Origin of the sequence: Neglectibacter timonensis, assembly GCF_900048895.1 — a bacterium.
Taxonomy (GTDB): domain Bacteria; phylum Bacillota; class Clostridia; order Oscillospirales; family Acutalibacteraceae; genus Acutalibacter; species Acutalibacter timonensis.
The window spans coordinates 1549002-1560878 of the sequence record NZ_LT160640.1 but is presented as its reverse complement, the minus strand read 5'-3'; the positions used below and the strand labels follow the sequence as shown (position 1 = coordinate 1560878).

11 protein-coding genes are annotated in these 11877 nt (G+C 50.7%); all 11 read left to right on the top strand.

Annotation, left to right across the window (positions count from 1 at the left end):
* The first annotated feature begins 239 nt into the window (after positions 1–239).
* On the top strand, positions 240–1337 hold the full coding sequence (locus BN3911_RS16205) for a class II glutamine amidotransferase (RefSeq protein WP_066867432.1): 1098 nt from the start codon (positions 240–242) through the stop codon (positions 1335–1337).
* Positions 1337–2839, top strand: coding sequence for a glutamate synthase-related protein (locus tag BN3911_RS16200; protein ID WP_066867430.1), 1503 nt, complete (start codon positions 1337–1339; stop codon positions 2837–2839). The genes BN3911_RS16205 and BN3911_RS16200 overlap by 1 nt, the downstream gene beginning before the upstream one ends.
* Positions 2840–2841: 2 nt before the next feature.
* Positions 2842–3270: a 4Fe-4S dicluster domain-containing protein gene (locus BN3911_RS16195; protein WP_066867428.1), complete on the top strand. Its 429-nt coding sequence runs from the start codon at positions 2842–2844 to the stop codon at positions 3268–3270.
* Positions 3271–3275: 5 nt separating this feature from the next.
* Positions 3276–4523, top strand: coding sequence for an NAD(P)/FAD-dependent oxidoreductase (locus BN3911_RS16190; RefSeq protein WP_066867426.1), 1248 nt, complete (start codon positions 3276–3278; stop codon positions 4521–4523).
* Between the two features lie 4 nt (positions 4524–4527).
* Entirely contained in the window at positions 4528–5244 is a 717-nt protein-coding gene (locus BN3911_RS16185) for a GltB/FmdC/FwdC-like GXGXG domain-containing protein (RefSeq protein WP_066867424.1), read from the top strand.
* A gap of 18 nt (positions 5245–5262) precedes the next feature.
* Positions 5263–6474 (top strand): glutamine synthetase family protein, encoded by a 1212-nt coding sequence (locus BN3911_RS16180; RefSeq protein ID WP_066867422.1) that lies wholly within the window; start codon positions 5263–5265, stop codon positions 6472–6474.
* A gap of 36 nt (positions 6475–6510) precedes the next feature.
* On the top strand, positions 6511–7095 hold the full coding sequence (locus BN3911_RS16175; RefSeq protein WP_066867420.1) for an ANTAR domain-containing response regulator: 585 nt from the start codon (positions 6511–6513) through the stop codon (positions 7093–7095).
* A gap of 534 nt (positions 7096–7629) precedes the next feature.
* Entirely contained in the window at positions 7630–8964 is a 1335-nt protein-coding gene (locus BN3911_RS16170) for a sensor histidine kinase (protein WP_066867419.1), read from the top strand.
* The gene (locus BN3911_RS16165) at positions 8924–9718 is read left to right on the top strand and encodes a response regulator (RefSeq protein WP_066867417.1); all 795 of its coding nucleotides are present in this window, start codon (positions 8924–8926) and stop codon (positions 9716–9718) included. The genes BN3911_RS16170 and BN3911_RS16165 overlap by 41 nt, the downstream gene beginning before the upstream one ends.
* 172 nt (positions 9719–9890) lie before the next feature.
* Positions 9891–10151 (top strand): response regulator, encoded by a 261-nt coding sequence (locus tag BN3911_RS16160; protein ID WP_066867415.1) that lies wholly within the window; start codon positions 9891–9893, stop codon positions 10149–10151.
* Positions 10152–10158: 7 nt separating this feature from the next.
* Positions 10159–11808 carry a sensor domain-containing diguanylate cyclase gene (locus tag BN3911_RS16155; protein WP_066868110.1) on the top strand — a complete coding sequence of 550 codons (1650 nt, stop codon included), beginning with the start codon at positions 10159–10161 and terminating at the stop codon, positions 11806–11808.
* Positions 11809–11877 lie beyond the last annotated feature (69 nt).

Genomic DNA, 11877 nt, shown 5'->3' with positions numbered 1-11877 from the left:
TTACTCACCGCTTAAAGACGCCTTTGCCTTTTACGGGTTGCATTCTACACCCACAGAAGATGTTTGTCAACCTCTTTTGGAGAAAATTTCTCTATTTGGAATTTAGGATTGACAGTTATGCCCTTTTGCAGTACAATACCTTCCGATGAGCAAAGGCGTTCATTTCAGCACAGGACTGATTCTGTGCTGAAATGAACGCCTTTCTTTTTTTATTACAGGAGGAAAGGACACAGATCTTTATGAACAGTATTGAGGGTCAAATAAGAATTCCTTCCGGCTGCGCCATTGCTGCTGTGATATCGAAAGACGGAAACCGATTGACCGGTGAAAAGATCGTAAACTCTATGAAACCGATGCACGACCGTTCCAACGGTCTTGGCGGTGGGTTTGCGGCCTACGGCATTTATCCTGAGTATAGGGATTTTTATGCCCTACATATGTTTTTTAATGACAGAGCCGTACGAAAGAGCTGCGAAGTGTTCTTAAAGGAACGATTTGAGATTATTAGAAGCGAAATTATCCCCACAAGAAAAATTCCGGCAATTACCGACGAGCCGGTAATCTGGCGTTATTTTGTGGCTCCTCTTTTGTCTCAGCTGAACAATCTTCAGCTTGACGAAAAGGAATATGTTGCTCGTACCGTGATGAAAATCAACTGCGAAATGCCCGGCGCCTATGTTTTTTCAAGCGGCAAGAATATGGGGGCGTTTAAGGCGGTGGGATTTCCCGAAGACGTGGGAGTCTTCTATCAGTTGGACGAATACGAGGGTTATTCTTGGACTGCACACGGCAGGTATCCCACCAACACACCCGGCTGGTGGGGCGGCGCGCATCCTTTTACTTTGTTGGATTATTCTATCGTTCATAACGGTGAAATATCTTCTTATGATGCAAACCGCCGATTTATCGAAATGTTCGGTTATCAATGCACTCTGCAAACCGATACCGAGGTTATTACTTATATCATGGATTACCTCCTTCGCGTGCAGAAGCTGTCTCTCGGTGAAGCGGCAAGCGTGATTGCCGCACCGTTTTGGAGTTTAATAGAAAATAAAACCGATCTTTATGATAAAAAGAAACACGAGTTTTTGCGTACTGTTTTCCCAAGCCTGCTCATCACCGGCCCCTTTTCTATTGTCTTTGGATTTAACGGCGGTCTCATGGCACTGAACGATCGCTTAAAGCTTCGTTCCATGGTGGTCGGTGAAAAGGACGATAAAGTATTTGTTGCCAGCGAAGAAGCGGCAATTCGCGTCATGGAGCCGAATGCTGAAAATATGTATGCTCCGGCAGGCGGCGAGCCTGTTATGATCAAAGTAAAGAAAGGTGCATTTTAATGGCTATGCTGTTTTACCCCGAATTTGAAGTAGTCAGAAATGAATACAGGTGTATTGCCTGCCGTGTGTGTGAAAGACAGTGTGCAAATGAAGTGCATGCCTTCGACAGCGAATCGGGACTTATGGTTTCCAATGAAAGCAGTTGCGTAAACTGTCAGCGCTGCGTTTCGCTCTGCCCTACAAGAGCGCTTAAAATCGTCAAGAGCGACTGTACTTTTAGAGAAAATGCGAATTGGCATGACGATACCATTAAAGAAATATATAAGCAAGCCTATTCCGGCGGTGTGCTTTTGTCATCCATGGGCAACCCGGCTCCTTTCCCTGTTTATTGGGATAAGATTCTAATTAACGCTTCGCAGGTTACCAACCCTTCTATCGATCCTCTGCGCGAACCCATGGAAACGAAAGTGTTCCTCGGAAAAAAGCCGGGCAAGATCGAACGGGAGCAGGATGGTAAACTCAAATTTGACCTTCCGCCTCAACTTGAACTTTCAATGCCGGTGATGTTCTCGGCTATGAGCTACGGTTCTATCAGCTATAATGCTCATAAGTCCCTTGCAACAGCTGCAGAAAAACTCGGTGTTTATTATAATACCGGCGAGGGAGGACTTCACGAGGATTTCTATGGTTACGGTGAAAACACCATTGTTCAGGTTGCCTCCGGCCGTTTCGGCGTATACAAAGATTACCTGGAAGCCGGCGCCGCGATAGAGATTAAAATGGGCCAAGGTGCAAAGCCCGGTATCGGCGGACATCTGCCAGGAACGAAAATAGTAGGCGATGTTTCCCGCACCCGAATGATTCCCGAGGGCAGCGATGCCATTTCTCCTGCACCCCACCATGATATTTATTCCATTGAGGATTTAAGGCAGCTTGTTTACTCCTTAAAAGAATCAACTGAATATAGAAAGCCTGTTATTGTCAAGGTTGCGGCAGTTCACAATATTGCTGCTATCGCCAGCGGTATTGCCCGAAGCGGCGCCGATATTATCGCGATTGACGGATTCCGCGGCGGCACCGGCGCCGCTCCCACGAGAATTCGTGATAATGTCGGTATTCCCATAGAGCTGGCATTGGCGGCCGTTGATCAAAGGCTGCGTGACGAAGGCATCCGCAACAATGTTTCCTTGATTGTCGGCGGCAGTATTCGCTCGGCTGCGGATGTTGTTAAAGCGGTAGCTTTGGGGGCGGATGCCTGCTATATCGCAACAGCCGCGCTGCTCGCGCTGGGCTGTCATCTCTGCCGTACCTGTCAAACAGGTAACTGCAATTGGGGTATCGCCACACAACGGCCTGAGCTGGTGAAACGTCTTAACCCTGGAATCGGCCGGGAACATCTTGTCAATCTGATGAATGCCTGGCGGCATGAAATCAAGGAGCTTATGGGCGGTATGGGAATCAACGCCATCGAATCCTTGCGCGGAAACCGCCTTATGCTTCGCGGCATAGGATTAACTGACAGGGAACTTAAAATACTCGGTATTTCTCATGCGGGGGAATAAAAATGAAAAGAGTCTTTGTGAATGAAGAATGGTGCCTCGGCTGCCGCCTTTGCGAATACAACTGCGCATTCGCAAACTCCGGCAAAAAGGATATGGCAAAAGCGTTAAAAGGAAAACCGATGTATCCTAACATCCGGGTTGAAGGAGACGACAAAATCAATTTTGCTGTTTCTTGCCGTCATTGCGAAGATCCGCTGTGTGTTAAAGCTTGCATTTCAGGCGCTTTGCACAGGAAAGACGGGCGTGTTTGTATTGACAAAACCAAATGCGTAGGATGCTTTAGCTGCATTATGGTTTGTCCCTACGGCTCACTTTCTGTGGGTGAAAACGGAACGGCCAGCAAATGCGAGCTGTGTCTAGAGAACTCCTGCGGGGAGCCTGCCTGTGTAAAAGGCTGTCCCAACAGAGCTATTGTTTACGAGGAGAGGTGACGGTGATGAAACGATATGTAATTGTCGGTAACGGAATTGCAGCTGCCGGGTGCATTGAGGGTATCCGTAAGACTGATAAGAATACTCCCATTACAGTAATATCCGGTGAAAATTATCCTGTTTATTGTAGGCCGCTTATTTCTTACTATCTGCAGGGGAGAACCAGCCTTGAAAAGATGCAGTACCGGGAGGATACCTTTTATCGCAACAATGGCTGCGAGGTCGTTTACGGCGAAACAGCAGACAGAATCGATCCGGCGGAACACACTGTTTTGTTATCAAACGGTGAAACACTGCCCTATGACAAACTTCTCATAGCGACCGGCGCCTCTCCGTTTCTTCCCCATTTTGACGGAATAGAAACCGTGACGCAGCGTTTTTCTTTTCTGACACTTGACGATACCTTGGCCTTGGAAAAAGCAATATGCGAAACATCGAAGGTGCTGATCGTAGGCGCCGGACTTATCGGGCTTAAATGTGCGGAGGGCTTAAAAGATAAAGTCGGCCAGATTACCGTCTGTGATCTGGCTGACAATGTGCTTTCCAGTATTCTTGACGATGACACTGCCCCTATAGTCCAGGCACACCTTGAACAGAACGGTGTGGAGTTTCTTATGGGCGACAGTGTGAACTCCTTTCACGAAAATACTGCAGTCATGCAGAGCAGCAGGCAAGTTGAGTTTGACATTTTGGTTACGGCGGTCGGCGTTCGCCCCAATATTTCCCTCATTGCCGATATTGGCGGTGAGGTAAATCGGGGCGTTGTGGTAAATACAAAAATGGAAACAAGTATCCCCGATGTGTTTGCCGCAGGCGATTGTTCAGAAGGCTACGATCTGTCCATCGGTAAAAACCGTGTGCTTGCCTTGCTCCCCAATGCGTACATAGGAGGATTTACGGCAGGCGTTAATATGGCGGATGGAAGCAGAGATTTTGACAACGCTATTCCTATGAACTCCATCGGATTTATGGGGCTGCATATTATGACAGCCGGCAGCTATGCAGCTGAAAAGGATGGCGGCACGGTTTACAGCAAAATGCTTTCCGACAGCGCTAAAAAATTTTTTGTAAAGGAAGGCAAGTTGAAAGGATATATCTTGATCGGCGATATCCTGGGAGGGGGGATCTATACATCTCTTATCCGTGAAAAGACGCCTCTCGATACACTCGATTTTGATTCCTTGACAGAAAATGCGTCACTTTTTGCATTTCCTTGCGAAACACGTAGAAAAAAACTTGGAAGCGTGGTATAATATTATGTTATTTAATGTGACAGGTCTCGGATTTAAAGAGCTTAACGAAAAACTACGTGGCAGCAACAGCCCGGTTACCTTGTCAGGCTGCTGTGGGCAGAGATTTATCGCTTCAGGTATGAAAGATAAATGCATAACCATTGAAGGTGTTCCTGGAAACGCGCTTGGCTCCTATCTGAACGGTGCTTCTATCACGGTAAACGGCAATGCACAGGACGCCGTGGGAGATACCATGAATGACGGTGAAATTATCATTCACGGCAATATCGGAGATGCCGCAGGATACGCTATGCGCGGAGGAAAGATCTATATTAAAGGGAACGCAGGGTACCGTGCCGGAATTCATATGAAGGAGTACAAGGAAAAGGTTCCGGTTATGATTATCGGCGGTTCGGCAGGAAGTTTCCTCGGCGAATATCAGGCAGGCGGGATTATTGTGGTCTTGGCGTTAAACACCAGCGGTAAGATTGTCGGCAACTTTCCCTGTACGGGAATGCACGGCGGGAAAGTGTTTTTCAGAGGAAATGTTCTGCAAAATGATTTTCCCCAAAATATTTCCTTAAGGCCGGCAACTTCTGCGGATATGGGGTCTGTTACAGAACAGATTTCCGAGTATGCAAGTTTATTCGGATATGATAAAGAAAAAATACTGAATTCGCCATTTACAGTTGCTGTCCCCGACAGCAAAAACCCCTACAAGCAGATGTATGTGGCGAACTAGAAGAAAGAGGTGTCGCTTATGAAGTATTCTAAGGAAGAGGTCATGCAGTTTGTGCAGGAAGAGGATGTTAAATTCATTCGTCTCGCCTTCTGTGACGTATTCGGCAGACAAAAGAATATTGCGATTATGCCGTCTGAACTTTCTCGCGCTTTTGAATACGGCATAGCATTTGATGCATCTGCCATTACCGGCTTTGGTGATGAAACGCATTCGGATTTGCTTTTGCATCCCGACCCTGAAACTCTTATGTTCCTCCCTTGGCGTCCCGAACACGGCAAGGTTGTGCGTATGTTTACACACATCACCTATCCTGACGGAACTCCTTTTGAATGCGACACAAGGGATATCCTCAGACAAGCGATTGCCGATGCTGAAAAAGAAGGTTACTCTTTTGCTTTCGGTGCGGAACAGGAATTCTATCTGTTCTTGCTGGATGATAAAGGTAAGCCCACCAAAACACCCTATGATGAAGCGGGCTATATGGATATTGCTCCCGATGACAGAGGTGAGAATATCCGCCGTGAAATTTGTTTAACTCTTGAACAGATGGGGATAAAGCCCGAATCCTCTCATCACGAGGAAGGGCCGGGGCAGAATGAAATTGATTTCCGCTATTCTGATCCGCTTTCCGCTGCTGATAATACCATAACCTTCCAAACGGTTGTGAAAACAGTGGCTTACCGCAATGGCCTTTATGTGGATTTTTCGCCTAAACCGCTTGCTGATCAACCCGGTAACGGTTTCCATGTCAATGTTTCGGTGTCACCCGGAAATAACATACAGGATATGCACTATATGATTGCAGGTATACTGAACCGTGTTTGTGAAATGACAGCGTTCCTGAACCCGACTGAAAACTCTTATGCCCGTTTTGGTGAAAATAAGGCGCCTGCGTTTGTCTCTTGGTCGAGGGAAAACCGTTCTCAGCTTGTCCGTATTCCGGCCACCCCCGAATCCAGCAAACGAGCGGAACTGCGTTCTCCCGATCCGTCAGCCAATCCGTATATTGCTTTTGCTCTCGTTATCTATGCGGCACTTGAAGGATTGAAGGACAAGGCAGAACTTATGCCGGCGGCGGATATCAACCTGTTCTATGCTGACGAAGAAACAGTAAAGCCTTATAAAAAGCTGCCGCAGACCATAAAAGAAGCTTGTGCGGTTGCTGGGAGCAGCGATTTTATCAAGGCGCATATTCCGGAGAAGGTGCTTCAGATTTACTGTAATCAGTAAATTAGGATCATACTAATTCAAGAGGAGTGGCAGCAAATGAGCTTAGAAGCAAGAATTTACAGCGTTCTTGTGATTTCCTCATCGGAAACTTTTGACAAAGCAATGCTCGGACTTCTGCCACCCTCTGAGTATCAGCCGGTATATTTTATCTCCAACGTCAGTGAAGCAAAGCGGTATCTTGCGGAAAGAAGCTTTGATTTTATTATCATCAATTCACCTCTGCCTGATGACAACGGCATACGGTTTGCTACTGATTGCTGTCGGTCTATGACAACTGCTGTGCTTCTCCTTGTCCGAAACGAAATTCATGCCGAAATACATAATAAAGTTGTTTCTCACGGTGTATTTACCTTGCCAAAACCAACCACTAAAACCATGATAGCTCAGACACTCGGCTGGCTTGCCAGCGTTAGGGAACGGCTTCGTAATTTGGAAAAGAAGACGCTGTCGGTTGAAGAACGTATGGAAGAAATACGTATTGTAAACCGTGCAAAATTACTTCTTGTCAGTGAATTGCATATGACGGAGCCCGAAGCTCACCGTTATATAGAAAAGCAGGCTATGGATACCTGTGTATTGAAACAGGTAATTGCAGAAAGAATCATTAAAACCTACTCATAAGAAGGTAAAATCAATGGTTGCGCCGGCAACCTATCGGTTGCAACAAGTTTTATATCAATCTGCTGCCGTTCTGAAGGCGAATTCAGAACGGCATTTTGTTCGGTGAAGTTCCTCACACTTCAGGCTGGAGAAAAGAGATTTCATATCTTTTTGTCATTCTGGTCCCAAATAAAGAGAAGCTCCTTGCTTCTCTTTATTTTTTATGCTGGGGGTGGATTTGAACCTTCGATTTCCAACCGGCCCAGCCACGCCTGTGGTGAGCAATTTGCGCATCGCGGATTTTTCTGCCAAGTCCGCCGGACATGGCAGCTATGGAAAGACGGAGGAAAGCCAGCCTGTTTTGATTTTTCCCGCTATGGAATTGCGCCTTTACGGATAGGGACGGATCAGGGTTGGCTGTGGGTTGGCGGGACTGCTCTCGGCCCGGCTTGCATTTTTTCCCGGTTGCCGCTAGAATAAAAGAAACTCCCGCCTGAAATGGCTGGGGAGAGGAAGGGCTCGGCAACCCGTGCGGGCCGAGAGGGGAAAGGGAACATGAGCGTTGTCGGCTATATCAATGTTTCGCTGGAGCTATGGGGCTGCGTGCTGTCGTTCATTGTGGCAGTGTGCCTGTTCGTGGGCGACCGATCCCGCGGCGCGCTGAACCGGCTGTTCCTGAGGCTGCTGGTGTGCAACGCCGTGATTTTGCTTTGCGATGCCGCCGCCTGGCTGTTTAAAGGACGGCTGGACCCGGTCAGCTGGTGGGGCGTGCGGATCTCGAATTTTCTCGTGTTTGCCCTGGGCTATGTGCTGCTGGCTATTTTTACCCACTATCTCACCGTTTATCTTGGACAGCATACCCGTGTTTCCCCGGTTCCGCTCCGGCTGATTCGAGGAATGGCTGTGGTCTCCATGGCGCTGGTGGTCGTCTCCCAATTCTGTGACCTTTTTTACCGGATTGACGACCAGAACGTCTACCACCGCCAGGGGTGGTTCTGGCTTTCCCAGGTCGGCGGAATTTTCGGCATGTGCGTCAACGCGGGGCTGCTGGTCCGGTACCGGGAGGCGATTGAGCGGCAGGAATCTGCGGCGCTGTGGTCCTATATCCTGCTGCCGGTTCTGGCCATGTGCGTGCAGATTTTTGTATACGGCGTGGCCTTGCTCAACCTGGCGGTCACCATCTCCATTTTGGTGATTTTCTTGTTTTTGCAGGTGGAGCAGGCCCGGCGCACCAAGGAGCGGGAGCTGGAGTTGACCCAGATGCGGATTTCGGTCATGCTCAGCCAGATACAGCCCCATTTTCTCTACAACGCGCTGACGACCATTAAGGGCCTGTGCGCCACCGACCCGCCCCAGGCGGAAAAGGCGGTGGACAGCTTTTCCCTGTTCCTGCGGGGCAACATGAATTCCCTGACGGCCCGCAGGCCCATCCCATTCTCCCAGGAGCTTACCCATTGCAGAAATTATCTGGAACTGGAGCAGCTGCGGTTCGGGGAGCGGGTAAAGGCCGTCTATGATTTGCCGGTTACGGATTTTTCGGTTCCGACGCTGACGCTGCAGCCCATCGTGGAAAACGCCGTGCGCCATGGCATCACCAAACGGCGGGAGGGCGGAACCGTGTGGATTGCCACGGAGGAAACGGAAGGCGGCTGGCGGATTACCGTGACGGACGACGGCGTGGGCTTTGACCCTGAGAAGAAACCGGAAGACGGCTGCGGCCACGCGGGCATTGAAAACGTGCGCATGCGGCTGGAAAACCAATGCGGGGGCGGACTGGACGTGGAGAGCGTTCCCGGGCGGGGAACCACCGTGAAAATCGACATTCCAAGGGAGGGGAAACCGTGTGAGCATGACTGTGTTGGCCGTGGACGACGAGCCCATCGCCCTTGAGGTGCTGGGGCGTGCCATTCGGGAAGTGGTGCCCAACTGTTCGCTGTTCGCCTTTACAGACCCTTTGGAGGCGCTGGAACAGGTGAAATGCGGCTCGTTTTATCCCGACGTGGCGTTTTTGGACGTGGAGATGTTCGATTTGACCGGGCTGGAGCTTGCCAAGCGCCTCAAGGACCTTTATAACTGTGTAAACATTGTATTTGTAACGGGATACGCGGAGTACATGGGGGAGGCGTTCCACCTGCACGCTTCGGGCTATGTTCTGAAGCCCGCGACGCCGGAAACCATCCGCTGGGAGCTGGAAGACCTGCGCCGCCCGGTGCTGCGGGAGGACGACGGCCGCCTGCGGGTGCAGTGCTTCGGCAATTTCGAGGTGTTCTTCGGCGGACTGCCTTTGAAATTTGCCCGCAGCAAAACGAAAGAGCTGTTTGCCTACCTGGTGAACCGCCGGGGGGCGGTCTGCACCGTGCGGGAGCTGGCCGCCGTGCTTTGGGAGGACCAGCCCGATTCCACCGCGCTTCAAAGCCACCTGCGGCAGCTGGTCAAGGATTTGACCGATACCATGGCGGCGGCCGGCGTGACCGGGGTGCTGGCGAAAGGGCGGGGCTGGCTGGCCGTGCTGCCGGAGGCATTTTCCTGCGACTATTACGACTTTATCCAGGGCGACGTACAGATGGTGAACGCCTATATGGGCGAGTATATGGCCCAGTACAGCTGGGCGGAATTCGTCGTCGCCTACCTGGACCGGCATTAACAGATCTGGGAAACTTCCCGAAAAATATCCGGCCTCATCTTTTTAAGATGGGGCCGGTTTTTTGTCACGCTTTTGTTACGGTTCCCTTGTCATAATAAAACAATAACAGATCAATGTGGGGAACCGGTACTTCTTATGGACGGAGTCCCCGGCAGGAGCGTGAACCAAGCCGATGAATATACTCGCGATTGACAACGACCCGAAAGAGCTGGAAGCACTGACGCGCCGCCTGCGGGAGGAAGAGCCCGGCAGCAGGGTTCTGGCCTTTACCGACCCACTGCTTGCGGTCAAGTACGGGTACAACAACCCTGTGGATAAGGTGTATGCCAAAACCGATATGCGGGGATTACGCGGTAATGACGTAGCGCGGCTATTGGAAAAGGTCCATCCCAATCTTCAAATCGAACTGCTGGACGATGAGGACGGGAGATGAGAATTCTGTGAAATCTATTCAAACCAAGTTTATCGCACTGATTCTGAGTTGTGTACTGCTTTCCTCCCTGGTGATCGGCGGGGCGGGCGTTCGCATTGCACACACGGTGGTAGACCGGGACTCCGCCCAAATCATGAACCTGCTGTGCAGCGAGAAAGCCTGCGAGCTCAACGGGCTGTTCTCGCGGATAGAACAGTCGGTAAAATCGCTGTCGCTCTATACCTCGGAGCAGCTGGAAAGCCTGGACCGGCTGAAAACCGACGCTGACTATATGGAGGCCTATACGTCGCAGCTGAAGTCCGTGGCGGTCACCGCGGCCAACAACACCGAGGGTGCGCTGGCGGTTTATGTCCGCTTTAACCCGGACTTTTCCTCGCCCACCTCGGGCCTGTTCTGGAGCAGGACCACGCGCAACGGCAGCTTCCAGGAGCTGGTCCCCACCGATTTTTCCACCTACAGCCCCAGCGACACGGAACACGTGGGCTGGTATTATATCCCGGTGAACAACGGCACGGCCACCTGGATGGAACCGTATTACAACCAAAACATCGGCGTTGAGATGGTGTCCTATGTCATTCCCATCTACCGGGACAACGAGACCGTGGGTGTGGTGGGGATGGATATTGACTTCAGCATCATTGAGGACGTGGTAAACGGCACCCGGGTTTACGACAGCGGCTATGCCTTCCTGGTGGACGCGCAGGGCAAGGTGGCCTGCCATAAAGATATTCCTATGGGCACTCCCATGGGGAGCGCGGACGAGAGCCTGATTCCCGTGGTCGCTGAGCTGGAAAACGGAACCACGGGCAGCAGCCTGTTTACCTATAGCTGGAAAGGGCAGGAGAAAGAGCTTTCCTTTCGCACCCTGCGCAACACGATGTATCTGGCTGTGACGGCGCCGGTCTCTGAGATTGACGCGGCGAGGAATGAATTGGTTCTGCACATCCTCACGGCGTTGGTGTTGATTTCCGCTTTGTCTGTGGGGTTGACCGTGCTGTTTACCCGCCGGTTGATCCGGCCGCTGAAGGAGCTGAATACAGCGGCGAAAAAAATTGCGGAGGGCGATTACAGCGTCAGCATCAGCAACCAGACCAAGGATGAGGTGGGCACCCTGGCGGAAAGCTTTCAAAAGACGGTGGACAGCCTGCAAAAATACATCACCTACATCAACGGCCTGGCTTATCGGGACCCCCTCACCGGGGTAAAGAACAAGACCGCCTACCAGGAAGCGGAGAGGCAGATGGAGGAGCGGATGCGCACCGGGCAGCCGGAATTCGCGGTGGTAGTCATGGATATCAACGGCCTGAAAACAGTAAATGATACCTGCGGCCATGATTTCGGCGATATTCTAATTATTGACGCCTGCAAGCTTATTTGCCGGACTTTTAAGCGCAGCCCAGTCTACCGCATTGGAGGGGACGAATTTGTGGCGATCCTGGAAAATGGAGATTTGGAGCATTACGCCGAGCTTTTGGATGAGTTTACCAAAGGGATGGAAGGCAGCTCCAGCGCCCGGCCGGGGGAATCGCTCTCCATTGCGAGGGGCATCGCCGTCTATGACAGTGCCACGGACCTGGTATTTGCCAACGTGTTCAAACGTGCCGACGACGCCATGTATCAAAACAAAGCGGCTATGAAAGCACAGGCTGGAAAATAATTACAGCCCATAAACGATCATTTAACAAAGCCCCATGGGGCTTTGTAGTTCCGGTAATACCGGAACTAC

Excerpts from the sequence above, each read along its gene's own strand:
- BN3911_RS16205 (WP_066867432.1), top strand. The coding sequence starts at position 240 with ATGAACAGTATTGAGGGTCAAATAAGAATTCCTTCCGGCTGCGCCATT.
- BN3911_RS16195 (WP_066867428.1), top strand. The coding sequence starts at position 2,842 with ATGAAAAGAGTCTTTGTGAATGAAGAATGGTGCCTCGGCTGCCGCCTT.
- BN3911_RS16160 (WP_066867415.1), top strand. The coding sequence starts at position 9,891 with ATGAATATACTCGCGATTGACAACGACCCGAAAGAGCTGGAAGCACTG.
- BN3911_RS16165 (WP_066867417.1), top strand. The coding sequence starts at position 8,924 with ATGACTGTGTTGGCCGTGGACGACGAGCCCATCGCCCTTGAGGTGCTG.
- BN3911_RS16200 (WP_066867430.1), top strand. The coding sequence starts at position 1,337 with ATGGCTATGCTGTTTTACCCCGAATTTGAAGTAGTCAGAAATGAATAC.
- BN3911_RS16190 (WP_066867426.1), top strand. The coding sequence starts at position 3,276 with ATGAAACGATATGTAATTGTCGGTAACGGAATTGCAGCTGCCGGGTGC.
- BN3911_RS16175 (WP_066867420.1), top strand. The coding sequence starts at position 6,511 with ATGAGCTTAGAAGCAAGAATTTACAGCGTTCTTGTGATTTCCTCATCG.
- BN3911_RS16180 (WP_066867422.1), top strand. The coding sequence starts at position 5,263 with ATGAAGTATTCTAAGGAAGAGGTCATGCAGTTTGTGCAGGAAGAGGAT.
- BN3911_RS16185 (WP_066867424.1), top strand. The coding sequence starts at position 4,528 with ATGTTATTTAATGTGACAGGTCTCGGATTTAAAGAGCTTAACGAAAAA.
- BN3911_RS16170 (WP_066867419.1), top strand. The coding sequence starts at position 7,630 with ATGAGCGTTGTCGGCTATATCAATGTTTCGCTGGAGCTATGGGGCTGC.